Here is a 25,354-nt window from a genome sequence, read left to right as displayed (position 1 = left end):
GCCAATAGGACCCATTCATGAAAGCAGTGATTCTGGCCGGGGGCCTGGGCACCCGTCTAAGCGAAGAGACTTCGACCCGCCCAAAACCGATGGTCGAAATCGGCGGCAAGCCCATTCTGTGGCACATCTTGAAGATGTACGCACACCACGGCGTCAACGACTTCGTGATCTGCTGCGGCTACAAGGGCTATGTGATCAAGGAATACTTCGCCAACTACTTCCTGCACATGTCAGATGTCACTTTCGACATGCGCAACAACCGCATGGAAGTTCATCACAAGCGGGCCGAGCCCTGGAACGTCACGCTTGTGGACACTGGCGATGATTCGATGACGGGAGGCCGTCTACGGCGCGTGGCCGACTATGTGCGCAGCGAGGAAGCGTTCTGTTTCACCTATGGCGACGGTGTCGGCGATATAGATATCCGCGCGACGATCGAATTCCATAAGCGCCACGGCAAGGCCGCCACACTCACCGCGACCTACCCGCCTGGCCGTTTCGGCGCACTAGACATCCATGATCGTCAGGTCAAGAGCTTCAAGGAGAAGCCCAAGGGTGACGGCGCGATGATCAACGGCGGTTTCTTCGTGCTGTCGCCACGCGTGCTGGACTATCTCTCGTGCGATGCTGACATCTGGGAGCAGGAGCCTCTGCAAGGCCTCGCTGCCGATGGACAGTTGATGGCCTATGAGCACCAGGGTTTCTGGCAACCGATGGACACGCTTCGCGACAAGCACCATCTTGAGGAACTCTGGGCCTCTGGCAAGGCGCCCTGGAAGAAGTGGGACTGAGCGGTGATGCAACAAACTACACCCGAGTTCTGGCACGGGAAGCGCGTGCTGCTGACTGGCCACACCGGTTTCAAGGGTAGTTGGCTGAGCCTCTGGCTTCAGTCCATGGGTGCAACCCTGCGTGGCGTCGCGCTGACGCCGCCGACCGAGCCCGCACTCTTCGACGTCGCCCGCGTGGCCGATAGCATGGAGCACCATATTGCGGACATCCGAGACTTCGCGGCAGTGAAGGAGCAGTTCGACAAATTCCAGCCAGAGATCATCATCCACATGGCCGCGCAGCCGCTAGTGCGCCTGTCGTACCAGCAGCCGATCGAAACCTATGCCACCAACGTGATGGGCACGGTACATGTGCTTGAGGCGGCCCGGCAAACCGACTCGGTGAGAGCCATCGTCAATATCACAACGGACAAGTGCTACGAGAACCGTGAGTGGGTGTGGGGCTACCGCGAAGACGAACCCATGGGCGGCTACGACCCCTACTCCAACAGCAAAGGTTGTGCAGAATTGGTGAGCTCAGCCTACCGCAAGTCCTTTTTGAAGGAGGCGGGCATCGCCATGGCCACGGCGCGCGCCGGCAATGTGATCGGGGGCGGCGACTGGGCGTTGGACCGGCTGCTGCCCGACATTCTGCGCTCACTGCAAGACAAGCAGCCAGTATTGATCCGAAACCCGCATGCGATCCGCCCCTGGCAACATGTGCTTGAGCCCCTTTCGGGCTACCTGCTCCTAGCAGAACGGCTGTACACCGTGGGGCAGAGCGACGCCGAAGGATGGAACTTCGGCCCCCGAGATGAGGATGCACGTCCTGTGCAATGGATCGTTGAGCACTTGTGCCAGTCCTGGGGCGACGGTGCCTCGTGGACACTCCAGCCGGGCAATCACCCCCATGAAGCCAGCTTCCTGAAGCTGGACATTTCCAAGGCGCGACAGCGCCTGCAATGGACTCCACGCTGGTCACTCGAAACCGCTCTGACCCGGATCACTGAATGGCACCAAGCCTGGCTCAAGGGTCAGGACATGCGAGCCCTTTGCCTGCAACAAATCTCTCAATATCAAGCCAACGTATGAGCACCACCACCATCAATTTCCAACCGCAACTCGACAAATTGCGCAGTCAGATTAGCGAGCTCGTTCAGCAGTACGCCGACATTGCTTACGCCCCCAAGCCGTTCGTGCCCGGCCAAACCGCCGTGCCGGTGTCGGGCAAGGTCATCGGGGCCGGTGAACTGAAGATGATGGTTGACGCCTCTTTGGATGGTTGGCTGACCACCGGCCGCTTCAACGCGATGTTTGAGCAGCGACTGGCGCAGTTCTTGGGCGTGAAGTACCTGATCACGGTGAACTCCGGCTCATCAGCCAATCTGGTGGCCTTCTCTGCGCTGACCAGTCCCAAACTCGGTGATCGCGCAATAAAGCAAGGTGACGAAGTCATCGGCGTCGCCGCCGGCTTCCCAACCACTGTGAACCCCATTTTGCAGTTTGGCGCGGTGCCCGTATTCGTCGACGTTGACCTCGCCACGCACAATATCGACGCCAGCAAAATCGAAGCGGCCATCACGCCAAAGACCAAAGCGATCATGTTGGCGCACAGCTTGGGCAACCCATTCAACCTGGACGTGGTCACCGGCCTGTGCAAGAAGTACAACTTGTGGCTGGTGGAGGACTGCTGCGACGCGCTGGGCGCAACCTACAAGGGCCAGATGGTCGGCACTTTCGGCGATATCGGCACGCTGAGCTTCTACCCCGCCCACCACATCACCATGGGTGAAGGCGGTGCAGTGTTCACCAACAACGCCGAACTAAAGTTGATCGCCGAGTCCTTCCGCGACTGGGGCCGTGACTGCTACTGCCCCCCCGGCAAAGACAACACCTGCGATAAGCGCTTCTGCTGGACCAAGAAAGAGCTTGGTGGCGACCTACCCGACGGCTATGACCACAAGTACACCTACAGTCACCTGGGCTACAACCTGAAGATATCTGACATGCAGGCGGCTTGCGCACTGGCGCAGATGGACCGCGTCGAGGAATTCATCGCCAAACGCCGCGCCAACTTCTCGTACTTGAAGGCCAAGCTGGCAAGCGTTGAGCAATTCCTGCATCTGCCAGAAGCCACGCCGAACAGCGAACCCTCGTGGTTTGGATTCCCGCTAATCCTGAAGGATTCGGCCGGCGTGAGGCGTACGGACCTGATCAACTTCCTGGAAGAGAACAAGATCGGCACGCGCCTGCTTTTCGCCGGCAACCTGACCAAGCAGCCCTATATGGCCGGCCGTAACTACCGCGTCAGCGGCGAGTTGACTAACACCGACGTCGTGATGAACCAGACCTTTTGGCTCGGCACGTTCCCGGCGCTGGGCGAGGAGCAACTGGACTACATCACCAGCAAGCTGGAAGAGTTCTTCGGCGTGAACTTCTGAGGCCAGAACGATGGAGCTAATCCCCACTAAGCTGGAAGGTTGTTACCAGGTCCGTCCCTTCTTCGCCCAAGACGAACGCGGTACCTTCGTGAAGACCTTCCATGCCGAGCGTTTCTCGGCTCTGGGTCTGCCAACCGTGTGGTGTGAGGAGTTCTACTCCAGTTCGCGCAAGGGCGTGATCCGCGGCATGCACTTCCAGACGCCGCCGCACGATCACGAGAAACTTGTCTACTGCATGCAGGGGCGAGTGTTGGACGTGGTGGTGGATCTGCGCAAAGGTTCGCCGACATACGGCAGGCACCTCCCGGTCGAGCTTGACGCCTCGAGTGGACATGGACTCTTGATCCCCAAGGGAATGGCCCACGGATTTCTCGCCCTGGACGATGACGTGCTGATGGCCTACAAGGTCACCAGTGCATACGCACCGGCGAACGACGCTGGCATCAGCTGGGACTCCTTCGGGCTTGACTGGGGCATCGATCAACCCATTGTGTCGATGCGCGATCGCGCCCATCCCGCGCTTGCAGATTTCGACTCCCCCTTTTGACCATGAAGCTGTTTGTTACCGGAGGGACAGGGTTCGTCGGCTCCCATTTCCTTCAACAAGCTATGGACGCTGGCCACGAGGTGATAGCACAACGTCGACCAGGGAGCCGTTCGCGGCTTCTGCTGACGCGCGAGCCAACGTGGGTGGATCGCGCACTTGACCAGGACTTCAACGTTGAACTCGCTGGATGCGACGCCGTTGTACACCTCGCGTCCCATACGCCAAATCCGCCCTATGCACCGCTAGACGAATGTCTCTATTGGAATGTCTACGCAACGACGTGTCTGCTTCAACAGGCGGCAGCGAAAGGGGTCAGCAATGTACTGATTGCCGGCACGTGTTTTGAATACGGCGCTGGCGCGGAAAGGCAAGAATTTGTCCACCCGGCAACAGAGCCACGCCCAACCCAGACCTATCCGATTTCTAAGGCCGCAGCCACTACCGCATGCATGGGCCTGGCAAGGCAGATGAGTTTGCGACTGCAAGTGCTGCGTATCTTTCAAGTTTATGGTGACGGCGAAGCCGCATCTCGTTTTTGGCCTTCGATGCGCGCTGCAGCAAGGGAGGGTCGCGATTTTCCAATGAGCGCAGGAACTCAAATTCGCGACTTCATTTCTGTCGAGGACGTTGCCAGGCAGTTTCTCGCTGCTCTGACCGATGACAGCGTCGAGCCAGGTCGGCCGGTGATTCGCAACGTTGGGACCGGGCGAGCACAGTCGCTGCTCGAATTTGCGCAGGTTTGGTGGACAACCTGGAACGCCCAGGGGCAACTTCAACCGGGTCAAAATGGTTTGCGCCCCGGCGAAGTGCCTCGCCTGGTAGCCAACATCCACGATAGGCACCTGGGCTGAGCCCTGGACCTTAGCAGCCTTTCCAGTCAACATGGACCAATTCAAAATTGCCGTCGCTATACCTACTTACAAACGGGAAGCATTGCTTCGCCGATTAATCAGCAGCATTCCGAAAAATTGGAGCGTTTTCGTCAGCGACAATGAATCCAGCCTGTTACCGCTGGCAAGCTCGCTTGGAGAGGTCGTCACAATATCTCATTCACCCAAACTGGTCGGAATGTTCGCCAATTGGAATCGTGCGCTGTCGTTAGTAACTCCAAACTGCACACATGTTTTCATCCCTTCCGATGACGATCTGTTCTTGCCTGAAGCTAACGGCATCGTAGCAAATACACTTGCTCGCTATCCTGACTCTGACATCTTGGTGTTTGGATGCGACTTGTTCGATGAACACGGGCACGTATGGGCAGGGTATCGCCCACTGGCGCTGGAATGCTTTGATATTGGAGAGGGCTTCCATAAATTCGCCGCAGGCGTCGATGCACGCATGCCCGGGGTCCTGTTCCGTAAAGATTTCCTGCAACGGATTGGCGCCTTTGATGAACGCTTCGAATTGACCGCTGCAGACAGCGAGTTGATTCAACGCGCGTTGCTGCTGGGGAAATCCGTGTTTGTGCCGAGCGTGATAGGCCTGTACCAGATATGGAGTGGTTCACTGACACACGCGCGCCAGGCTACAGATCAATGGCTAAACGAAGTCGAAGCCTGGACGGAAAAGATCGGTGACTTGATAAACTCAGGGAATCAACCGCACAAGCGTCAAATAGACGTCCAAAGCTACCGAGATGAGATTTTTATCGCCAACCTGCTGGCTGGCATAGGAAATTTGATTCAGAAAGGCCAGTGCCGAGAGGCCCGTGACTTTCTGGCAAGACATACTTCCACGCGGCATCTATCTTTAAGGACACGTTTGCGCCTAATCCGCGCGCGGTGGCGCTTGGCGAGGGCTACAGAGTGATCGGTCCGCGTTCTGCTCGTTCCAACATCATTATGGCCATGGCTGCCAAATTGGTGTCAATGGCCATCGCTTTACTCTCCGTGCCAATGCTGTTGAACCTCCTCGGCACGCACGATTACGGCGCATGGGCGACGCTGACTTCCCTAATTGCATTTATCAGCCTGCTTGATCTTGGCGTGGGCAACAGCCTGCGCAATTCTGTGGCGTCCATGCAGCCTGGCGTCGATAACGTCCAAACCGAGTTCGTAGGCTTCTTCCAACTGCTTTGTCTAGTCGGGGTGCTGACTGCTATTGTTTTTGTCTTCGTACTACCAGTATTGAGCCTACCGCCAGGCAGCAGTACTGCTGCACTGTTTTTGTACCTTCCTCTGCTTCTGCTGCTCCCGCTGCTTCTGGGCGCCAATGTCTTGCAAGGTGCGCGCGCTACCGGTCTGCAGGCAGTGTTGCAATCGCTCAGCGCATGGTTGTTCTTCGGCTTCATCGCGCTTTTGACCTGGCGCAGCGCGCACCCATCTTTACCTGTTCTTGCAACAGCTTGGGCTTCCTTTTATACCTTTGGGCTTCTTCTCACATTCATCATCGCCCTGCGGGTATTGGGGTTGCCAAAGCATATATTGCTGAAATGGTCCCTTTTTCAACTTCCGAAGGATCGGCTCCGAATCGGACTTGAATTCTTGATCCTTCAGTTGTCTTCGTTGGTTTTGTACAGCCTAGGAAATATGCTGGTTTTCAGCTATTTGGGGGCAGAAGAGGTAGCTCGGTATGACATTTTGAACAAGGTTTTTCAAGTTGCCTTAAGCCTCTACACCATCGTCATTGGCGTGATGTGGTCAGAGATTGCCAAACAGCGTGCCGCAAACGAATCGGCCGCACTGTCTCGTACGTTACGCAAGCTCTACTTTATTGCGCTCATTTTCTCAGTTGTGTGTATTGCGGGAGCTGTCGCAGTACCGAAACTCATCGAGTTTTGGACGCATGGCAAAATCGGCGTGACAATTACCGAATCTATATCCGTCGCCGGACTGGTTGCGGTTCAATCGTTTGCCTACGTTGGTGCCGTTTTCATGAATGCCTTTGAAAAGATTCGGCTTCAAATCCTGCTCGGCATAGCTTCTATTGCGCTTATGGTTCCTTTGAGCGTACTGCTAATTGGACAGGGGTTAGGCATCGCATCAGTACCGTTTTCAGCCTTGCTCTTGACTTTGCTGCCAATGATCATTTGCAACTTCGCAGCTGTGAAGTTGATCAAGAACACAAGTCTTAAGCAAAAGGCGGCACTGGCATGACAGCCGTTCTTCGCCAATTTGTACGGGCGGCCTTGGACCGTCTGCCCCCCCGCGCTCAATGTTGGATCGAAACACTGCGGTCACAAGGGAGGGAAACCGTCAGTCGCCGCGCTTATGTTCACAAAACCGTGCAAGTGCTTGGACGCAAGCACGTGCGTATCGGCGAAAACACAGTGATTAGCCAGGACTGCTGGTTAAACGTAAACCATCGCAACGGAGACCAGATCGCAATCGATATTGGCGGCCACAGTTTCATTGGTCGGCGAAACTTTTTCTCGTCTGGCGCCCGCATCCTTATTGGTGAATACGTGTTAACGGCGAACGATTGCCATTTCCTCGGCAGCAGCCACATCATCGACGATCCTTTGAAGCCGTGCCTGACAACAGGCACCACCGACACGGACACGATTCTTATTGGGCACAACACCTTTCTCGGCGCCGGCGCGCGGGTGCTTGGACACGTCACCATCGGCCATGGCAGCGTCATCGGAGCTTGCTCGCTTGTTACACGCGACGTCCCTCCCTTCTCGCAGGTGGCTGGATTCCCGGCGACCGTGCGCCGACGCTATAGCTTTCCTCGGCGGGCCTGGGTCCCCGTCTCCGACTTCACCTCGGACGACGAGCTGGCATTGCCTGCTGCCAACGACTATCTCGCACAGCTTCGCAAATGCCCAGCACCTCGGATGCCCTACTTAGCGGCTGGAAGCGACATGGGGCAGTGCTGAATGCAACACCAAGGAAAGTACATGAATGAGCCCCGTTATCCCACCGCCGTCGTGCTCGGCGCCGCCGGCTTCGTCGGCCGCCACACGGCACTAGCACTTGCGCGCCAGGGTTGCCGCGTCCTCGGCTTAGGGCACGGCCAGTGGGCAGAGTCTGAGTGGCGTCAATGGGGGCTAACTAATTGGCTTGATGCCGATATTGGACTCGATGCGCTCGATCGAGTAACTGCGGGTGAGATTCCCTGCTGCGTGGTGCATTGCGGAGGTAGCGGCGCTGTTTCCTACTCGTACTCGAATCCACTGTCCGACTTCCAACGAGCCACGCAAAGCACTGCGACAGCACTGGAATGGATTCGCCTGAACGGCGCAAACAAGTGTCGTTTTGTCCTTGTCTCCAGCGCCGCCGTCTACGGTGACCAAGGGGATTCCGATGCGACGGAGAATTCCGTACGTTCGCCCATTTCCCCTTACGGTGTGCACAAGACCGCCGCCGAAGCACTCTGCGAATCCTACAGCCGCTTCTTCGCAGTGCCTTCGAGCATCGTACGACTCTTCTCGGTTTACGGCGAAGGCTTGCGCAAGCAGTTGCTTTGGGACGCGCTCAACAAGTTCCGAGTTGGTCAGTATCAGTTCTTCGGTACCGGCAACGAAATCCGCGACTGGATTCACGTCGATGACGCAGGGAAACTATTGACTCTCGCCGCCCTATGCCCACAACCAACGTTTGAGGTCTACAACGGTGGTTTCGAGCATGCCAGCATTCGTGAAATCCTGAATCGTTTAAGCATTTTTTGCGGCCATAGAGGAGGGGTCACCTTCAATGGAGAAACGCACAAGGGAAATCCCCGTCGACTCACTTCAGAGCATGGTCACGCCCAGCGACTATTGAACTGGAAACCTGAAGTTGGCCTGGACTCTGGGTTAAAGCGTTACGCTGATTGGTTCAAAACCCAACTTGGCGAAATGCGAGGTGCCGAGCAATGACCCGAATCGGCTTTTTCCTGACCCCCACTAAGGGTTGGATGGGTGGAATTAACTACTTCCACAACCTATTTCTCGCAATTGCGGCGACTAAGAATCCGAAGGTGGAACTCTACTTGATAGTGCCACCAGATGCCGAACCCGATGTATTGGCCATGATGGTGCCTGAAAACGCTAACGTGACTGTGGTCAAAACACCGTTGCTGCAACGTGGTCATCCACTCTGGCTGGCATGGCGAGTTTGCCGAAAGCTATTCAACACCGAGTTGGTCGCTCGAAGACTGATACGCCGTTACGGCCTGAATGCAGTTTCTCACTCCGACTTCATTGGAGGTGCTGATGTTGCGGTCATCAATTGGTTACCAGACTTTCAACACGTCCACCTGCCTCACATGTTCAGTAAGAACGAACTGAAGAGTCGCACTTCAAGGTACAGGGAGCTAGCACAGCGTTCCGAAAGAGTCATCGTCAGCAGTGAAGATGCAAAGAAGGACCTGAGCTCCGTATTTCCTGAAACTGCTCCGAAGGTCAGCGTACTAAGTTTTGTATCCCCCGCTCCTTCAAGCTATTGGTCGCTTAGCGAGGACGATCACGAGCGACTGCTGAAGAAGTACCGACTTGAACGGAACTTTTTTTATGTTCCCAACCAGTTTTGGCAGCATAAGAATCACATCATCCTGTTACGCGCCATCGATCTATTAAACAAAAAAGGTCAGCGTGTTCAAATCGTTTGCAGCGGATCTACTCACGACCCTCGAAGCCCTGAGTATTTCGAGAAATTCAAAAAGCTCGCCACCGAAGTGGGGACAGAAAACTCTCTTCGTATACTCGGAATTATCCCCTACAAGGACGTCTTCGGTCTGATTCGCTTCAGTGCAGCAGTCGTCAATCCATCAAAATTCGAAGGATGGAGTTCTATTGTCGAAGAGTGTAAGAGTGCGGGCAAACGCATGTTACTGTCGGATTTGCCCGTTCATCGCGAGCAAATGGCTCGATCCAAATTTTTCAACCCGGACGACGCACAAGCACTCGCAGATTTGCTACAACTTGAGCTTACCAATATACCGACACCTTTCAATGACCATACGGATCTAGCCGCCAACAACAAGCGCCGTCAACTTGAGTATGGCAGCCAGTATCTGAAAGTAGTAAACGAAGCTATTCGTGTGCGAGCCGAATCTCGGCAAATGTCGAAGTAAAGTAAATCGAATGAAGCTGGGATTACTCTCAATCAAAGGCAATGCTGTACTGCCGTCTTTGATGGCATATTGGGCGCTGATAGCGCCCTCTTCCCTACTTGCCCACATTGGCATTAAAGGGCTGCACAGCACCATTTTCGTGCTTATTGTCGCGCTTACCCTTGCGATTTTCTTTCATAAAAAACTGAGTTACCAAACTTTTATCGCAGGGGCGATCTTATTAACCCTATCATTCGGAAATGTAATACACTGGAATGATTTGCGCTATTTGTTTTTTTGTATATTTTTTCTCTGCGCATTAATACTGGTTGATCTAGCAGGACTCAAAGGCATCGAGCAGTTCTGCAGGCAATCAAGCTCACTGATGCTCGTACTACTGGTCGGATCGGTAATTGGGGCTCTTTTGGCTGGAGCCGGCGCAGGCCCGTTGTTCACCATTACCAACCCTGACGGCCAGGATTACTACTTCTTCTACAGCACCTTTACGAATTCTTACCAAGAAAATCTGATTCGCGCGGCGGGAATCTACGATGAACCGGGTGCTTTTAGCATGTACTTATGTTTCATCGCTGCACTTCGCCACCTTCTCCGTCAAGACAGGAAGACAACCTGGATCATCTTAATTCTTGGTTTCATAACATTCAGCCTTGCCCACTTAGTTTATGTCGTTTGTCATCTACTAGCCGAACAATCGAGTAAGCGAAAAATTTTTTCCTTCATTGGTATCGCCGCACTAGCGCTCTTCATTGCAGCGACCACCATAGCGATCGATTCCAATATCATTTTACTATCTAGACTTAAGTTATCCGAAGACACGAATTTAATTGCTGGAGATAATAGGTCTTTCCAGTTAATCAACGCTTGGCTTCAACTCCAGGCCAATCCTTCGGCCATCTTGTTCGGGCTTGACAGCACTTGTGAGTTCAGTCAATTAGCGTGCCAAGAGGTATTCGGCCCCCTCGGGGAAAACCCATTAAGCCCGTTAGTTTTTGGCGGGCTATTTTCAGAACTTCCGTACTACGCGACAGTCTTGTTGCTCATTGTTTCCCCTGCATACGGCAAAAGAAACATTGTCCTTCTCGGGATTGGGTTACTGTTTCTTCAAAGACCCTACGTAATGGGCTTCTCTTACTCCCTGATCGCCGTCATGCTGGTGTATATCTTCCTAAAACAGCCCTTTGGTGCGCGCCATTTCAGACGTAGGCCTGCAAAAGCTCCACTCATCCACCAGAAATCAAGCATTGCTGCTGCCCAGTTTTGACGGGAAAAGCAGAGTACTCCAAGTCATTTATCGGACGAACTGAATTCATGTCCTCCAGCAAAAATACAAACCCAGCTTTTGGCAACCCCATCAACAGAAGTAGATTCGAGGGGGGAAGCGCTAGACGCGCGCAGACAAAAAACGACACACCATTGATAACGGTTGTGACCGTCGCCTTCAACTGCGCTAAATCCATTGAAAGTACGATCCTAAGCATCACAGGCCAAAGCTACCAAAACATCGAATATATCGTAATTGATGGCGGCTCCCAGGATGGCACTCTTGATGTCATAAGAAAATACGACCATCTTATCCATCGTTGGATATCAGAACAGGACAACGGCATCTACAATGCCATGAACAAAGGAATTGATTTATCGACAGGAGAATGGATCATCTTCATGAACGCTGGAGACATGTTCGATTCAAATAATACTATCGATCGGATTTCAGTGGGTCTGAATTTGAAGTTTGCTGTCGTCGCTGGCGGGGTGCGCTACATATATGACGAGAGTAACAGCAAGGTCAAGCACATGAAGCTCAAGTTCGCCGGATACTATATGGAAGTTCCGCATCACCAGGCCTCGTTCATCAACAACAAATTGATGAAACTACACAAGTACGATGAATCTTTCCGAATCCGGGGCGACCTTAATTTCATGACCACCCTGTACGCCACTGGGCAAAATTTTCTCATGGTGGACGAAGTGATTTGCAAGGTCGAGACCCACGGTGTTTCGGCTGGTCTTTCCAAGATCCACATCACAGAGGAGATCCGGGCGGGCAGTCCTATCATCAAGAACTATCAACTGAAATGCATTGCTTACCATGCAATGCATGTCATACCTCGCTTAATGATTAGACGGATTTTACCAAAGCGACTGGAAGCAAAGATTCGATCAATGGTTAAAGGCTAGAGAAATCCAGCAAATCTTATTCAAAACCATCCAGCCCAAGTCGATCCAAAGGGACTTTAAATGCTCATAGCTTACATTTGCACCAACTACAACAATTCAACCTATACCGTTGCAGCTGTGGAGAGCCTCCTAAAAAATCGCGGGCACCAAATTCAAATTTTTGTCGTCGATAACGCCTCACGCGCAGAGGAGGTACAGGTCCTGCGCGACCTCGGCACTACCCACCCAGAGATTCATCTTATCTGCAATCCCGAGAATGTTGGCTACTTTTCTGGATTGAGTATAGGTATCGAATTCGCGCGAAAGTTCAACCCCAATATTCAATGGATGATCATCGGTAACAACGATTTGGAGTTCCCAGATGGGATATGTTCTGCTATCGAGGAGCGCGAAGCCGAATACAAAGGGTACGCTGTCATATCGCCTGATGTAGTAACCCTTGATGGTCACCATCAGAATCCTCACGTGATTCTTCCAATCGGCCGCATTCGCACGATTTTCTACGATCTCTATTATTCAAATTACTATTTTGGTCTTCTCATGTACAGGGCGGCAAAGACCATCCCAAAGCTCACTCGACGAGGGGATGAGGATCATTGGAGAACCGCGATGTCAATTCATCAGGGCCATGGCTCCGTTTATGTTCTCACGCCAAGGTTTTTCTCAAAATTCAAACACCTGTGGTCGCCAAGCTTCCTATTTTCAGAGGAATTCTTCCTCGCCGTTCAACTCAAACGAGCTGGCGAACAGATTTTCTATTCGCCAGCCATAAGTGTGACTCATCACTGGCACGGCTCACTGCAAGATTTGCCTAGCCGTAGCCGTTGGAACATGGCACGCGACGCGCATCGCGAATCTCGCAAGTACTTCAAAGAGTTCAGGGCCTAAGCCTGGCGAGCGATTGCCTGCCCGTCACAAAAATTTGCCCTCAGGAGGGAATTATGAAAAAATTTCAAATCTGCAGCCGCTGCGTCATGGACACCACCGATTCTGCAATTACCTTTGATACAAATGGGGTATGCGACCATTGCAACACGTTTGACACCAAAGTAAAGCCGAACTGGCACACCGGTGAACGTGGCGAACAGGAATTGCGCCAATTGGTCGAACAGATCAAGGCATCCGGCAAAGGCAAGGACTTCGATTGCATCATCGGCATGAGCGGCGGCATCGACAGTTCCTACCTCACTTATATTGCTACCGAATTCGGTCTACGTCCGTTGGTGTTTCATGTCGACGCGGGTTGGAATTCCCAGGAGGCCGTCAATAACATCGAGAAGTTGGTCGACAAGCTAGGACTAGACCTCTACACGGAGGTAATCGATTGGGAGGAGATGCGCGACCTTCAACTGGCTTTCTTCAAATCAGGCGTGCCCCACATCGATGCACCGCAGGATCATGCTTTCTTCGCGACGATGTACAAATTCGCCGAACAGCACGGTATCAAGTACATCTTGACAGGCGCAAACCTGTCCACTGAGTGCATCCGCAACCCGATCGAGTGGATGTACTACCAGTCCGATTCGATCCAACTCAAAGACATCCATGCCCAGTTCGGTACGCGTCCATTGGTGAACTATCCGACGACGTCGATCCTGCGCCACAAGATTTGGCTTCCTTACGTCAAAGGCATCAAGGTCGTACGCCCACTCAACAGCGTCGAATACGACAAGGCCGCCGCTGTGAAGCTGCTGGTGGAGAAGTTTGGATGGCAGCCCTATCCGCAGAAGCACTTCGAGTCCCGCTTCACCCGGTTCTATGAAGGCTACTGGTTACCGAAGAAATTCGGCTTCGACACTCGTAAGGTGCAGTTTGCAAGCTTGATCGTTACCGGGCAGATGACCAGAGAGGAAGCGCTGGAGAAACTCAAAACGCCAGCCCTGGACGAGGTCACCGTGCGCCACGAGTTCGAGTACGTCGCAAACAAGCTCCGCATCACGACCGACGAGTTGCAGGGCTACATGGACGCGCCGAACAAGACTTACAAGGATTACCGCTCGCAAGAAACGTTCTACATGCTCGGCGCGCGCGTCATGAAAGTGCTAGGCCTAGAGTTGGGAGGCAAGCGGTGATCACCATAGTGGATTACGGCCTAGGCAATACTCAAGCCTTCGCCAACATCTACAAGCGTATCGAGATCCCCGTGACCTTCGCCCGCACAGCGGATGAACTGGCGGGCGCGACTCACATCGTGCTGCCGGGCGTCGGAGCATTTGACTGGGCCATGGAACGCCTGCAGGCCTCAGGTATGCGACCTACTCTGGACCGACTGGTTATGGAGGAGAAGCGGCCAGTGCTGGGAATCTGCGTTGGCATGCAAATGATGGCTCGTCGGAGTGATGAAGGTGATGCAGCGGGGCTGGGTTGGTTCGACGCGGACGTCCGCCGTTTTGACGAGGCGCGCATCCAGGGACGCACCCGTCTGCCGCATATGGGATGGAATGATGTGGCGCCGGTTGACGACGTAGGTCTGTTCCAAGACATGGGCAGCAGCGCCCGTTTCTATTTCCTACACTCGTACTACTTCGCCCCCAATGACCCAACAGATGTGCTGGCCGTTACCGCATATGGTGACGAGTTCGCATGCGCAGTACGCCGCGGCAACGTGCACGGCGTTCAGTTCCATCCTGAAAAGAGCCACGGCTGGGGTATCCAGCTCCTCAAAAACTTCGCCGGACTCTAAAGATGCTGCGCCCACGAATCATTCCTTGCCTGCTCGTCCATCGAGGCGGGCTCTACAAGACAGTCGGCTTCGGCCAGCCCAAGTACGTTGGCGATCCGCTCAATGCGGTACGCATCTTCAATGAGAAAGAAGTCGATGAGCTTATGGTCATCGACATCGACGCCAGCCGAAACGGGCATGAGCCTGACTACAAGATGATCGCTAATCTGGCGCTCGAGTGCCGCATGCCGCTCTGCTACGGCGGCGGGGTGAAGAGCGTGGAACAGTTCGATCGGATTATCGGTCTGGGAGTAGAAAAGGTGTCCGTTTCATCGGCCGCCGTCGAAGACCCGGAGCTGATCTGCCGCGCAGCCGCGCGTGTAGGAAGCCAGAGTGTGGTCGCAGTCATCGACGTCAAGCGGACTGGCCTGTTCCGAAAGCCCGAGGTGGTAACACTGAACGCCAGCAAGCGTACGGGCCTGGAACCCGCAGCGTGGGCTGCGAAGCTGCAGCAGTTGGGGGCCGGCGAAATCGTCCTCAACAGCGTCGACCGCGACGGAGAGATGAAGGGCTACGACACCGATTTGATCGATCAGATTCGCCAGGCCACCAGCCTGCCGTTAACGGTGCTAGGCGGAGCCGGCTCCCTCGATGACCTGCGTGCGCTCGTCCAACGCCACGGAATTATCGGTGCGGCGGCAGGCAGCCTGTTCGTCTTCAAAGGCAAATACCGCGCCGTCCTAATCAACTACCCGAACCGCGATGAGAAAGATGCGCTGTGTTCGGCAGCCACCACGACTCAATGAAACAGATCCTGCAAAGTCTCAAGACCGGCGCCACCGAAATTGCCGAACTCCCGGTACCCGCGGTTCGACGCGGTCAAATACTGATCGGCACGACGCAAACGCTTGTATCCGCCGGCACAGAGCGTATGCTCGTCGAATTTGGGAAGGCCGGTTGGTTGGAGAAGGCTCGTCAGCAGCCCGATAAGGTACGAATGGTACTTGACAAGATCAAGACCGATGGCCTTATGCCCACACTCGAGGCGGTGTTCAACAAGTTGGACCAACCCCTTCCGCTCGGCTACTGCAACGTTGGCCGCGTTTCCGCGCTCGGTGCAGGCGTGGCACACTTCGAGATCGGCGATCGAGTGATAAGCAACGGCAAGCATGCTGAAGTCGTCAGTGTCCCGTTCAACTTGTGCGCAAAGGTGCCCGAGGCGGTGAGCGATGAGGAGGCCGCGTTTACCGTGCTAGGGGCCATCGCGCTACAGGGCATCCGGCTCGTGCAACCCACGTTGGGTGAGACGGTGGTAGTTACCGGCCTGGGTCTGATCGGCCTCGTAACAGTACAACTGCTTCGGGCCCACGGCTGTCGCGTATTGGGGCTGGACTTCGACCCGGAGAAGCTCGAGATGGCGCGCGCGTTTGGCGCCGAGGTGGTCGACTTGTCCAAGGGGCAGGATCCCGTGGCTGCTGCGATGACCTACTCGCGCGGCCGCGGCGTGGACGGGGTTATCGTCACAGCGGCAACTAAGAGCAGCGAACCCATACATCAGGCAGCGCATATGTGTCGCAAGCGGGGACGCATTGTTCTCGTTGGCGTTACCGGCCTCGAGCTATCGCGCGCCGACTTCTTCGAGAAGGAACTTACCTTCCAGGTGTCATGTTCCTATGGGCCGGGGCGCTATGACAACAACTACGAGGAAAAAGGCAACGACTACCCCGTCGGTTTCGTCCGCTGGACTGAGCAGCGCAACTTTGAGGCTGTGCTCGACATGATGGCCGACGGTCGTCTAGATGTGAAGCCACTCATCTCGCATCGCTTCGCCATCTCTGAAGCCGAACAGGCCTATGAGCTGGTCGGCGGCGCAGGAAAGTCACTGGGCATTCTGCTGCGCTATCCGGGCCTGACCATCGACAACGACGCCCGCACTGTCGCCGTTCCCTCGCACGCGCAATCCGAGCGTGCGCCTGCGTCGGTTTGCGGCGTCAGCGTCATCGGTTCTGGCAACTACGCGACCGCGGTCCTGCTTCCAGCCTTCAAAACGGCAGGAGCCCGCCTCCGTAGTGTCGCCTCGGCCACCGGCGTCAGCGGCCTGCACGCAGCTCGCAAGTTCGGCTTCGAGGAAACCACCACCGACACAGAGCGCCTTTTCGGCGATTCCGAAACGGGCGCGCTCGTCATCACTACGCGGCACGACAGTCATGCGCAGTATGTACTGCGAGCGATCGAAGCCGGCAAGCATGTGTTCGTCGAAAAGCCTCTGTGCCTCACCTTGGAAGAATTGGTCGGGATCGAGACCGCACTGGCCGCCCGCCACGCGAGCGGCGCCTCCTCGGTGATGCTGATGGTGGGGTTCAATCGGCGATTTGCAGCACATGTACAGCGCATGCATCAACTGCTGGCCAGCATCACGGGACCCAAATCCTTTGTAATGACGGTGAACGCCGGGGCGATCCCAGCCGAACACTGGACGCAAGATGCGGGAGTCGGTGGTGGCCGCATCATCGGCGAGGCTTGCCATTTCATCGACCTGCTGCGATTCCTAGCGGACGCGCCGATCACTGGTTGGGAACGCATGGACATGGACAGCCGCACCGGCGACACCGTCACAATCCAGTTACGTTTCGGCGACGGCTCCATTGGCACCGTTCATTACTTCGCCAATGGCAGCAAGTCCTTCCCCAAGGAGCGCCTTGAGGTCTTCGCAGCCGGCCGCGTGCTTCAGCTTGACAACTTCCGGAAGCTGACTGGGTTCGGCTGGCCCGGCTTCACCAAGCTGTCACTGTGGCGCCAGGACAAGGGTCAGAAAGCCTGCGCGAAGGCCTTCGTCGACGCGGTCAGCCAGGGCGGCGCCTCGCCCATTCCACTGGAGCAAGTGATCGAAGTAAGCCGCGTCAGCATCGAGATCGCATCGGGAGTGCGCCCTTGAGCCAACTGGCGAAGTTGGGCCTTTACTGGCACACGTTGAAGTACCTCAAGCCAATTCAGTTTCACGGTCGCCTATGGTTTCGCCTGCGCCGCCCGCGCCTGGACCGCTCTCCTGCACCGTCGCTGCGACCGGTATCAGGCGTGTGGCAGGCACCGGCGCATCGCGCGGCCACGATGAGCGGCGCACGCGAGTTCAGCTTCCTCAACGAGGCAGGCACGCTTACGCGTAAAGACTGGGAGGAAACGACGCGATCTAAGCTCTGGCTCTACAACCTGCACTACTTCGACGACCTCAACGCGGTCGACGCGCCCGCGCGCGACGCGTGGCATATCGCCCTGATGGACGACTGGATGCAGCACCATCCAGTTGGCGGTACCGGGTGGGAGCCGTATCCATGCTCACTACGGATCGTCAATTGGATCAAGCGCCATCTGGACGGCCGCCCCTTGGGCTCGGACCAATGCGACAGCCTCGCAGCACAGGCGCGCTGGCTGTCGCAACGACTGGAATGGCACCTGCTGGGGAATCATCTGTTCGTGAACGCCAAGGCGCTGATCTTCGCCGGCATCTGCTTCGACGGCCCAGAGTCGGAACGCTGGTTGGCGAAGGGGCTCGCCATCGTGGCTAACGAGTTGCATGAACAGGTTCTGCCCGACGGAGGCAACTTCGAGCGCAGCCCGATGTACCACGCGATCTTCTTGGAGGACTTGCTGGATCTGCTCAATATAGCGAGTTCTTTCCCGGGCCGAGTACGCACGAAGGTCGAAAAAGATTGGCGTGGCACCGCGAGCCGCATGGCCGCTTGGCTTCGCGCGACCTGCCATCCAGACGGTGAAATCTCCCTGTTCAACGATGCTGCCATTGGCGTAGCACCGCCCCCGCAGCAGTTGCTGGACTATGCCGCCCGTCTCGGCATCGATACCCCGGCTTTAGCATGGCCGCGCCCGGCCAAGCCGGTGCTGACCGCGCTGCCGGACAGCGGCTACCTCCGAGTCGATCTGCCCGACGCTGTGGCGCTGCTTGACGTCGCCCCGGTCGGCCCCGACTACCTCCCCGGGCACGCGCATGCGGACACGCTTTCGTTCGAGCTGTCTGTGTTCGGCGACCGAGTCGTTGTAAATGGCGGCACTTCGCGCTATGGCCTGGGTCAGGAGCGGCTTCGCGAACGCGGCACAGCCGCGCACAGCACGGTGATTGTCGACGGTCAGGATTCGTCCGAGGTCTGGGGCGGCTTCCGCGTAGCGCGTCGTGCGCGGCCGGTCGGGCTGCGCGTGGACACCGGCGTTAACGAGGTCGTCGTCTCCTGCGCCCATGACGGCTACAAGCGCCTGCCTGGCCAGCCAGAGCATCATCGCGAATGGCGGTGGCGAACTGCCGGCCTGACCGTTTCAGACCGCGTGACGGGCCCCTTCAGCCTCGCGCAGGCCCGCTACCACTTCCACCCTACGGTGCAAGTGAGGCCAGAGGGAGACCAGACACTGCGGCTCATGCTGCCGCACGGTGGTCAGTTGCGCCTGCGCGTGACACAAGGCGTGTTGCGCCTGGAGACCTCGTCGTATGCAAGCGCATTCGGCCAAGTAGTGGCCACCGCCTGCGCCGTCGTGGACCTGCGCGACGCGCAGGCTCGCGTGGATTTTGACTGGACTTGAAGTGCATATCCTTTTCTTAACCGATAACTTCCCTCCGGAGGTCAACGCTCCAGCCAGTCGCACCTTCGAACACTGTCGTGAATGGGTGCGCGACGGTGCACAAGTCACCGTCATCACTTGCGCACCCAACTTCCCAAAGGGCGCCGTGTTCGAAGGGTACCGCAACCGCCTCTGGCAAAGCGAAACAGTCGACGGCATCCGGGTGATCCGAGTCTGGTCCTACATCACAGCCAACGAGGGCTTCATCAAGCGCATTCTCGATTACCTGAGCTTCATGGTCACGGCGACGATAGCGGCGCTGTTCGTGCGACGGGTCGACGTCGTAGTCGGTACCTCACCGCAGTTCTTCACAGCCTGTGCGGCGTGGGCGACGGGTCTGCTCAAGCGCCGGCCTTGGGTCTTCGAGTTACGCGACCTCTGGCCGGAATCGATAAAGGCAGTGGGCGCAATGCAGGACTCGGCCGCAATCCGGCTGCTGGAGCGCATTGAGCTTTTCCTATACCGCAAGGCGGACCGCATCGTCGCAGTAACGCACGCCTTCAAGGACACGCTGATGCGTCGTGGTATCGATGGGACCAGAATCGAGGTCGTCACCAACGGCGTTGACCTAGACAACTTCCGACCAATGCCGAAAGACGCAGCGCTGTTACGCGAACTCGGGCTGGAAGGCTGCTTCGTTGCCGGCTACATCGGTACCCACGGCATGGCCCACGGCCTAGAAACGTTGCTAGAGGCTGCCGCCGCGCTCCAGCGCCGGCCCGACGCACAGGACCTACGGCTGATCTTTCTTGGTCACGGCGCAGAGAAAGCGGCCTTGGTCGCGCAGAGCAAGCGCATGGGCCTGACCAATGTTCGCTTCGTCGATTCCGTCCCCAAGTCGGAGGTGGCGCGTTACTGGTCGCTGCTGGACGTCTCCATCATCCACCTACGTAAGACAGACCTGTTCGACTCGGTCATCCCGTCCAAGCTCTTCGAATGCATGGGCATGGCCATCCCCGTGCTGCACGGCGTGCCTGGCGAATCCGCGCGCATCGTGCGCGACGAGGACGTGGGCGAGGCATTCGAATCCAGCAACGCCATCCAACTCGAGGAGGCCCTGATACGCCTCCGCACCGAGCCCGAGCGAATGGCCCGCTACCGCGCCAACGGCCCCATCGCCGGGCGCAAATACAACCGCACCGACCTTGCACGCCGGATGTTAGACATTCTCAGAAAACTACAACCTCGATGAATCGCAAAAAGAAAGTGATGCTGGTTTTCGGCACTCGGCCGGAAGCCATTAAAATGGCTCCGCTCTACCATGCCTTGCGCCGCTACGGCGCCGATTTCGAGACGTTGACCTGCGTCACCGCTCAACATCGCCAAATGCTGGACCAGGTGCTGCAAACCTTCGACATCACTCCCGACATCGACCTGAACCTAATGAAACCGGGTCAGGACCTCTTTGACGTTACCGCAGCCGTGCTACTGGCCATGCGCGACGTGATCCAACGCGAGCGCCCCGACGTGTTGCTGATCCATGGCGACACCACGACGACGCTAGCCACGGCGATCGCTGGTTTCTATGCCGGAGTACCGGTGGGTCACGTCGAGGCAGGGCTGCGCACACACGACCTGAGCGCCCCATTCCCCGAGGAATTCAACCGTCAGGTCGCCAGCAAGCTAACGCGCTGGCACTTCGCGCCGACGGCGGTCAGCAGGCAAAACCTTCTCGACGAGCGCGTGCCCGATGATCGAATCACCATCACCGGTAATACTGTCATCGATGCGCTAATGTGGGTACTGGCGCGCATCGACGGAGACGCCGGCCGCCAGGCGCAGGTATGCGAATTGCTGGATGAGCGCCTGCCTTTCAACTGGCGCACCAAACGCTTCGTACTGATCACCGGGCACCGACGCGAGAATTTCGGCGACGGTTTCCTGCAGATCTGCGAGGCGCTACGCGAGCTGGCAGTTGCCTATCCGGGGGTGCACTTCGTTTACCCCGTCCATCTGAACCCCAATGTCCAGCAGCCAGTCAACGACATCCTCTCCGGGTTGGTGAACCTGCACTTGGTTGCCCCAATAGACTACGAGCCCTTCGTTTATCTGCTCAAGCATGCGCACCTGGTGCTAACGGACAGTGGCGGCATCCAGGAAGAGGCGCCCAGTCTAGGCAAGCCCGTACTGGTGATGCGCGACGTGACGGAGCGACCAGAAGCAGTAGCCGCCGGCACGGTGCGGCTGGTGGGTGCCCATCGGCAGCGCATCGTCGACAACGTGCGTGAACTGTTGGACAGCGAGGCGGCCTATCAATCGATGGCACGTGCGCACAATCCGTATGGCGATGGACAGGCCTGCGGCCGCATCGTCGATTTGTTGAAAGAGATCTAAGCAATGAACAAGAAGACCGTCTGCGTGGTCGGACTGGGCTATATCGGCCTGCCCACTGCCGCGCTACTGGCCAGCAAGGGCTATCACGTCGTGGGCGTGGACCTGAACGCCCATGCCGTGGACACCATCAACCAGGGAAAGATCCACATCGTCGAGCCCGACCTGGATGCCTTCGTCCGCTCGGCGGTCGCGGCGCAGCGCCTCACCGCGTTCACGACGCCGCAGGCGGGCGACATCTACATGATCTGCGTGCCGACCCCGTTTCACGAGGACGAGGAGATCCCTCGCCCCAACATCGACTATGTGCTGGCGGCAACCCGTAGCATCGCCCCCTTCGTCAAGGCGAGCGATCTGGTCATCCTCGAATCGACCTCCCCAGTCGGCACGACAGATGCGATGGCCGAGGTCCTGGCGCAGGCGGGTGTGAACGTCGCCAGCATCCACATGGCGTATTGCCCCGAGCGCGTGCTGCCAGGAAAAATCATGACTGAGCTGGTGGAGAACGACCGTGTCGTAGGCGGCATGACTCCGTCAGCAACGGCAGCGGTCGGCGCCTTCTATCGGACTTTCGTACACGGTGAGGTGCTGGAGACAGACGCCCGGACGGCCGAAATGTGCAAGCTGACAGAAAACAGCTTCCGAGACGTCAACATCGCCTTCGCCAATGAGCTGTCGATGATCTGCGAGAAGGAGCGCATCGACGTGTGGAACCTGATCCGACTCGCCAATCACCATCCGCGCGTAAACATACTCCAGCCGGGCGCTGGCGTAGGCGGCCATTGCATCGCGGTGGATCCTTGGTTCATCGTGTCGCGCAATCCCGAGACAGCTCGCCTGATCCGCTCGGCCCGTGAAGTCAACAACGGCAAGACAGACTGGGTCATCGACCGCATCAAGATCGCCGTGGCAGACGCCTCGGCGCGACTTGAACGCAAGCCGCGCGTCGCCTGCCTTGGACTTGCTTTCAAGCCGGACATCGACGACCTTCGGGAATCACCGGCCATGCATATCGCGCAGGCGCTCGTAACTGCTGGCTACGACGTAGTCGCGGTGGAGCCCAACATCGAGACCCATGACACGCTGCCGTTGACTCCGCTCGACGACGCGCTACGCTCGGCCGACATCCTCGCAGTGCTTGTGAAACATCGCGAGTTCCTGGATAGCTCGACCAAGCGAGTCCTGATGGAAGCAGGCGCACTCGACTTTTGCGGGGCGCTAGTCTGATCAGCCATATCCACCCACGGCGGCCTCAGTAAACAGGGCGCTCGGCCTCGGAGCACAGAACATGCAGGGCCTTAGGGCCCTCAGGCAAGAAGCGCCGGCTGATCAGCTGTCGGTCGTTTTGACTTGTGGCTTCACTCAGTCGAAGACTTGAGCGGTATCCAGCGAGGGGGCTTCGGCATCTTTGATAGCCAGCAAGGCGGGCACGCCAGTACTGGGCCATTCGATGCCAATCGCCGGGTCATCCCAGCGCACGCAGGCTTCGGCCTGAGGCGCGTAGAAGTCAGTGGTTTTGTAGAGGAAGTCGGCCGTCTCGCTCAGCACCAAGAAGCCGTGCGCGAAGCCCGGTGGCACCCAGAGTTGGCGATGGTTGTCGGAGCTCAGTTCTACGCCAACCCAGCGGCCGAAGTTGGCGCTGCTGCGGCGCATGTCCACGGCCACATCAAACACCGCGCCGCTGACCACCCGCACCAGCTTGCCCTGGGTGTGCGGGGGCAGTTGGAAGTGCAGGCCGCGCAGCACACCGCGCGCTGAGCGTGAGTGGTTGTCTTGCACGAAGCGCACTTCGTGGCCGACCGCTTTGTTGAACGTTTGCTCGTTCCAGCTTTCAGTGAAGAAGCCGCGGGCATCGCCGAACACGCGCGGTTCGATGATCAGGACTTCGGGCAATGCGGTGGGGGTGACATTCATGGTGAGGCTTAAAACGCTTTGTCGCTCAGAAGTTTTTGCAGATATTGGCCATAGCCGTTCTTGGCCAGCGGCTTGGCCAGGGCGGCCAGTTGATCGGCGGTGATCCAGCCCGAGCGGAAGGCGATTTCTTCGGGGCAGGCGACCTTGAGGCCTTGGCGCTTTTCTAGGGTGGCGATGAATTGACCGGCTTCGAGCAAGCTGTCATGCGTGCCGGTGTCTAGCCAGGCATAGCCGCGGCCCATGATTTCGACTTGCAACTGGCCTTGGCGCAGGTACTGGGCGTTGACGTCGGTGATCTCCAGCTCGCCGCGCGCGCTGGGCTTGATGCTGGCGGCGATGTCGCAGACTTGCTCGTCGTAGAAGTAGAGGCCCGTGACCGCGTAATTGCTCTTGGGCGCGGCGGGCTTCTCTTCGATCGACAAGGCGGTCTTGTTGGCATCGAAGTCCACCACCCCATAACGCTCAGGATCAGTGACATGGTAGGCAAACACCGTGGCGCCGTTTTGGCATACATCGGCGCTGCCGAGTAGGCCCTGGAAGTCGTGGCCGTAGAAGATGTTGTCGCCCAGCACCAAGGCGCTGGGGGCGCCGCCAATGAAGTCTTTGCCGAGAATGAAGGCCTGGGCCAGACCATCCGGGCTGGGCTGCACGCAGTAGCTGATGTTGACGCCCCAGCGCTTGCCGTCACCCAGCAGGGCTTCAAAGCGCGGGATGTCTTGCGGGGTGCTGATCAGCAAGATGTCGCGGATGCCGGCCAGCATCAGCGTGGCCAGCGGGTAGTACACCATGGGCTTGTCGTAGACCGGCAGCAATTGCTTGCTCATGGCCAGGGTGGCCGGGTGCAGGCGTGTACCCGAGCCTCCGGCGAGGATGATGCCTTTGCGGCTTTTAGTCGTCATGGGTCTCTCCTTGATGCGGTGACGGGCCGGAACGGCGGGATGGGGCGGGCTGGGATAAGACGCTCGCCTCAGTCCGGCCTTGCCATGTATTGGGGGCTCAGAGAATTTCCATCAACATGCGCTCCACCCCTTGCTGCCAATGCGGCAGGCGCAGGCCGAAGGCGGCTTGCAGCTTGGCGGTGGACAGCCGGGAGTTGAGGGGGCGCTGAGCCGGTGTGGGGTAGTCCTGGGTCGGGATGGCCAGCACCTGGTCGTGCGCCACGCGCAAGGCCTGACCCCGGGCACGGGCACGGGCGAACTCGATCACATACTGGGCATAGGCGTGCCAGCTGGTTTCGCCGCTGGCCACGGCGTGATACGTGCCGCTGAGTTCAGGCTTGGCCAGCACTGCAGGCAGCATTTGTGCAGTCAGATCCGCCAAGAGATCGGCACCGGTGGGTGCACCGATCTGGTCGGCAATGACCTTGAGTTGCTCCCGCTCTGCGGCCAAGCGCAACATGGTCTTGGCGAAGTTGCCGCCGCGGGCGGCGTAGACCCAGCTGGTGCGCAGAATCAGGTGCTGGCAGCCGCTGGCACGGATGGCGTCTTCGCCTTGCAGCTTGCTGCGGCCATAGACACTCAAGGGACCGGTGGTGGCGTCTTCGCTGCGGGGCGCCTCGCCGCTGCCGTCGAATACGTAGTCGCTGCTGTAGTGAACCAGCACGGCACCGAGTTGCTTGGCTTCTTCGGCCAACAAGCCCGGCGCATGGGCGTTGATCTGCAGGGCCAGGTCTTGCTCGGTCTCGGCCTTGTCGACCGCGGTGTAGGCGGCGGCATTGACGATGACCTGCGGCGCCACCGCGCGGACCGTGGCCCGCAAGACCTCGGGCTTAGCGAGGTCGGCGCCTTCGCTGCGATCCAGCGCGACCAGCTCACCCAATGGGGCGAGCGCGCGTTGCAACTCCCAGCCGACTTGGCCGTTCTTGCCTAGCAAAAGAATTGTCATGAATCGG

The 25,354-nt window shown here is 57.4% G+C and carries 24 protein-coding genes; 21 read left to right on the top strand and 3 right to left on the bottom strand.

The window, feature by feature from the left end:
* Positions 1–17 precede the first annotated feature (17 nt).
* From rfbF to wecC, 21 genes are read left to right on the top strand one after another with little or no spacing between them, the layout of a single operon-like run.
* The gene (gene rfbF / locus AT984_RS02220) at positions 18–791 is read left to right on the top strand and encodes a glucose-1-phosphate cytidylyltransferase (RefSeq protein ID WP_058718714.1); all 774 of its coding nucleotides are present in this window, start codon (positions 18–20) and stop codon (positions 789–791) included.
* A 6-nt stretch (positions 792–797) separates the two neighbouring features.
* A complete protein-coding gene (gene rfbG, locus AT984_RS02215) occupies positions 798–1,862 on the top strand; it encodes a CDP-glucose 4,6-dehydratase (protein ID WP_058718713.1) in 1,065 nt (354 codons plus the stop codon).
* Positions 1,859–3,211, top strand: a complete 1,353-nt coding sequence (rfbH, locus tag AT984_RS02210; protein ID WP_058718712.1) for a lipopolysaccharide biosynthesis protein RfbH — start codon at positions 1,859–1,861, stop codon at positions 3,209–3,211. Before rfbG ends, rfbH begins: the two co-directional genes overlap by 4 nt.
* A gap of 10 nt (positions 3,212–3,221) precedes the next feature.
* Positions 3,222–3,758, top strand: a complete 537-nt coding sequence (gene rfbC, locus AT984_RS02205) for a dTDP-4-dehydrorhamnose 3,5-epimerase (protein ID WP_058718711.1) — start codon at positions 3,222–3,224, stop codon at positions 3,756–3,758.
* Between the two features lie 2 nt (positions 3,759–3,760).
* Positions 3,761–4,609, top strand: coding sequence for an NAD-dependent epimerase/dehydratase family protein (locus AT984_RS02200; protein WP_058718710.1), 849 nt, complete (start codon positions 3,761–3,763; stop codon positions 4,607–4,609).
* Positions 4,610–4,640: 31 nt separating this feature from the next.
* Positions 4,641–5,567: a glycosyltransferase gene (locus AT984_RS22765; RefSeq protein WP_156421856.1), complete on the top strand. Its 927-nt coding sequence runs from the start codon at positions 4,641–4,643 to the stop codon at positions 5,565–5,567.
* Positions 5,568–5,599: 32 nt separating this feature from the next.
* The gene (locus tag AT984_RS02190; RefSeq protein WP_335338582.1) at positions 5,600–6,853 is read left to right on the top strand and encodes a lipopolysaccharide biosynthesis protein; all 1,254 of its coding nucleotides are present in this window, start codon (positions 5,600–5,602) and stop codon (positions 6,851–6,853) included.
* A complete protein-coding gene (locus AT984_RS02185) occupies positions 6,850–7,578 on the top strand; it encodes an acyltransferase (protein WP_082679714.1) in 729 nt (242 codons plus the stop codon). The genes AT984_RS02190 and AT984_RS02185 overlap by 4 nt, the downstream gene beginning before the upstream one ends.
* Positions 7,579–7,599: 21 nt before the next feature.
* A complete protein-coding gene (locus AT984_RS02180) occupies positions 7,600–8,559 on the top strand; it encodes an NAD-dependent epimerase/dehydratase family protein (RefSeq protein WP_058718706.1) in 960 nt (319 codons plus the stop codon).
* The gene (locus AT984_RS02175; RefSeq protein WP_058718705.1) at positions 8,556–9,755 is read left to right on the top strand and encodes a glycosyltransferase family 4 protein; all 1,200 of its coding nucleotides are present in this window, start codon (positions 8,556–8,558) and stop codon (positions 9,753–9,755) included. The genes AT984_RS02180 and AT984_RS02175 overlap by 4 nt, the downstream gene beginning before the upstream one ends.
* Positions 9,756–9,765: 10 nt before the next feature.
* A complete protein-coding gene (locus AT984_RS02170; protein WP_156421854.1) occupies positions 9,766–11,016 on the top strand; it encodes a hypothetical protein in 1,251 nt (416 codons plus the stop codon).
* A 47-nt stretch (positions 11,017–11,063) separates the two neighbouring features.
* Positions 11,064–11,933: a glycosyltransferase family 2 protein gene (locus AT984_RS02165; protein WP_082679712.1), complete on the top strand. Its 870-nt coding sequence runs from the start codon at positions 11,064–11,066 to the stop codon at positions 11,931–11,933.
* 60 nt (positions 11,934–11,993) lie between these two features.
* Positions 11,994–12,821, top strand: coding sequence for a glycosyltransferase (locus AT984_RS02160; protein ID WP_082679711.1), 828 nt, complete (start codon positions 11,994–11,996; stop codon positions 12,819–12,821).
* Between the two features lie 53 nt (positions 12,822–12,874).
* Positions 12,875–14,005, top strand: a complete 1,131-nt coding sequence (locus tag AT984_RS02155; RefSeq protein WP_082679710.1) for an N-acetyl sugar amidotransferase — start codon at positions 12,875–12,877, stop codon at positions 14,003–14,005.
* The gene (gene hisH / locus AT984_RS02150) at positions 14,002–14,616 is read left to right on the top strand and encodes an imidazole glycerol phosphate synthase subunit HisH (RefSeq protein WP_058718700.1); all 615 of its coding nucleotides are present in this window, start codon (positions 14,002–14,004) and stop codon (positions 14,614–14,616) included. Before AT984_RS02155 ends, hisH begins: the two co-directional genes overlap by 4 nt.
* A gap of 2 nt (positions 14,617–14,618) precedes the next feature.
* Positions 14,619–15,401, top strand: a complete 783-nt coding sequence (locus AT984_RS02145) for an AglZ/HisF2 family acetamidino modification protein (RefSeq protein ID WP_058718699.1) — start codon at positions 14,619–14,621, stop codon at positions 15,399–15,401.
* Positions 15,398–17,530: a bi-domain-containing oxidoreductase gene (locus AT984_RS02140; protein WP_058722026.1), complete on the top strand. Its 2,133-nt coding sequence runs from the start codon at positions 15,398–15,400 to the stop codon at positions 17,528–17,530. The genes AT984_RS02145 and AT984_RS02140 overlap by 4 nt, the downstream gene beginning before the upstream one ends.
* Positions 17,527–19,179, top strand: a complete 1,653-nt coding sequence (locus AT984_RS02135; protein ID WP_197418221.1) for a heparinase II/III family protein — start codon at positions 17,527–17,529, stop codon at positions 19,177–19,179. The genes AT984_RS02140 and AT984_RS02135 overlap by 4 nt, the downstream gene beginning before the upstream one ends.
* Before the next feature lies 1 nt (position 19,180).
* Positions 19,181–20,410, top strand: coding sequence for a glycosyltransferase family 4 protein (locus AT984_RS02130; RefSeq protein ID WP_058718698.1), 1,230 nt, complete (start codon positions 19,181–19,183; stop codon positions 20,408–20,410).
* Positions 20,407–21,552, top strand: coding sequence for a non-hydrolyzing UDP-N-acetylglucosamine 2-epimerase (gene wecB, locus AT984_RS02125; protein WP_058718697.1), 1,146 nt, complete (start codon positions 20,407–20,409; stop codon positions 21,550–21,552). Before AT984_RS02130 ends, wecB begins: the two co-directional genes overlap by 4 nt.
* Before the next feature lie 3 nt (positions 21,553–21,555).
* On the top strand, positions 21,556–22,776 hold the full coding sequence (gene wecC / locus AT984_RS02120; protein WP_058718696.1) for a UDP-N-acetyl-D-mannosamine dehydrogenase: 1,221 nt from the start codon (positions 21,556–21,558) through the stop codon (positions 22,774–22,776).
* A 135-nt stretch (positions 22,777–22,911) separates the two neighbouring features.
* Here wecC and rfbC (AT984_RS02115) read toward each other — a convergent pair whose 3' ends face one another.
* The 3 genes from rfbC (AT984_RS02115) to rfbD all read right to left on the bottom strand — a co-directional run bounded on the left by rfbC (AT984_RS02115) (position 22,912) and on the right by rfbD (position 25,347).
* Complete coding sequence (gene rfbC, locus AT984_RS02115) at positions 22,912–23,463, bottom strand: dTDP-4-dehydrorhamnose 3,5-epimerase (RefSeq protein ID WP_058718695.1); 552 nt, start codon at positions 23,461–23,463, stop codon at positions 22,912–22,914.
* A gap of 8 nt (positions 23,464–23,471) precedes the next feature.
* Positions 23,472–24,362, bottom strand: coding sequence for a glucose-1-phosphate thymidylyltransferase RfbA (gene rfbA, locus AT984_RS02110; RefSeq protein ID WP_058718694.1), 891 nt, complete (start codon positions 24,360–24,362; stop codon positions 23,472–23,474).
* A gap of 97 nt (positions 24,363–24,459) precedes the next feature.
* Complete coding sequence (gene rfbD, locus AT984_RS02105; protein WP_058718693.1) at positions 24,460–25,347, bottom strand: dTDP-4-dehydrorhamnose reductase; 888 nt, start codon at positions 25,345–25,347, stop codon at positions 24,460–24,462.
* Positions 25,348–25,354 lie beyond the last annotated feature (7 nt).

This window comes from Paucibacter sp. KCTC 42545 (assembly GCF_001477625.1).
GTDB lineage: Bacteria > Pseudomonadota > Gammaproteobacteria > Burkholderiales > Burkholderiaceae_C > Paucibacter_A.
The sequence above is the reverse complement of the archived record's forward strand: the minus strand, read 5'-3'. Positions and strand labels throughout refer to the sequence as shown.

What these genes read in the sequence shown, in the direction of transcription:
- rfbD (WP_058718693.1), bottom strand. Translation starts at nt 25,347, where the DNA reads ATGACAATTCTTTTGCTAGGCAAGAACGGCCAAGTCGGCTGGGAGTTG.
- rfbA (WP_058718694.1), bottom strand. Translation starts at nt 24,362, where the DNA reads ATGACGACTAAAAGCCGCAAAGGCATCATCCTCGCCGGAGGCTCGGGT.
- AT984_RS02185 (WP_082679714.1), top strand. Translation starts at nt 6,850, where the DNA reads ATGACAGCCGTTCTTCGCCAATTTGTACGGGCGGCCTTGGACCGTCTG.
- AT984_RS02200 (WP_058718710.1), top strand. Translation starts at nt 3,761, where the DNA reads ATGAAGCTGTTTGTTACCGGAGGGACAGGGTTCGTCGGCTCCCATTTC.
- AT984_RS02155 (WP_082679710.1), top strand. Translation starts at nt 12,875, where the DNA reads ATGAAAAAATTTCAAATCTGCAGCCGCTGCGTCATGGACACCACCGAT.
- AT984_RS02190 (WP_335338582.1), top strand. Translation starts at nt 5,600, where the DNA reads ATGGCCATGGCTGCCAAATTGGTGTCAATGGCCATCGCTTTACTCTCC.
- AT984_RS02165 (WP_082679712.1), top strand. Translation starts at nt 11,064, where the DNA reads ATGTCCTCCAGCAAAAATACAAACCCAGCTTTTGGCAACCCCATCAAC.
- rfbH (WP_058718712.1), top strand. Translation starts at nt 1,859, where the DNA reads ATGAGCACCACCACCATCAATTTCCAACCGCAACTCGACAAATTGCGC.
- rfbC (WP_058718695.1), bottom strand. Translation starts at nt 23,463, where the DNA reads ATGAATGTCACCCCCACCGCATTGCCCGAAGTCCTGATCATCGAACCG.
- wecC (WP_058718696.1), top strand. Translation starts at nt 21,556, where the DNA reads ATGAACAAGAAGACCGTCTGCGTGGTCGGACTGGGCTATATCGGCCTG.
- AT984_RS02160 (WP_082679711.1), top strand. Translation starts at nt 11,994, where the DNA reads ATGCTCATAGCTTACATTTGCACCAACTACAACAATTCAACCTATACC.
- AT984_RS02140 (WP_058722026.1), top strand. Translation starts at nt 15,398, where the DNA reads ATGAAACAGATCCTGCAAAGTCTCAAGACCGGCGCCACCGAAATTGCC.
- AT984_RS02180 (WP_058718706.1), top strand. Translation starts at nt 7,600, where the DNA reads ATGAATGAGCCCCGTTATCCCACCGCCGTCGTGCTCGGCGCCGCCGGC.
- AT984_RS02145 (WP_058718699.1), top strand. Translation starts at nt 14,619, where the DNA reads ATGCTGCGCCCACGAATCATTCCTTGCCTGCTCGTCCATCGAGGCGGG.
- AT984_RS22765 (WP_156421856.1), top strand. Translation starts at nt 4,641, where the DNA reads ATGGACCAATTCAAAATTGCCGTCGCTATACCTACTTACAAACGGGAA.
- rfbC (WP_058718711.1), top strand. Translation starts at nt 3,222, where the DNA reads ATGGAGCTAATCCCCACTAAGCTGGAAGGTTGTTACCAGGTCCGTCCC.
- AT984_RS02175 (WP_058718705.1), top strand. Translation starts at nt 8,556, where the DNA reads ATGACCCGAATCGGCTTTTTCCTGACCCCCACTAAGGGTTGGATGGGT.
- rfbF (WP_058718714.1), top strand. Translation starts at nt 18, where the DNA reads ATGAAAGCAGTGATTCTGGCCGGGGGCCTGGGCACCCGTCTAAGCGAA.
- rfbG (WP_058718713.1), top strand. Translation starts at nt 798, where the DNA reads ATGCAACAAACTACACCCGAGTTCTGGCACGGGAAGCGCGTGCTGCTG.
- AT984_RS02170 (WP_156421854.1), top strand. Translation starts at nt 9,766, where the DNA reads ATGAAGCTGGGATTACTCTCAATCAAAGGCAATGCTGTACTGCCGTCT.
- wecB (WP_058718697.1), top strand. Translation starts at nt 20,407, where the DNA reads ATGAATCGCAAAAAGAAAGTGATGCTGGTTTTCGGCACTCGGCCGGAA.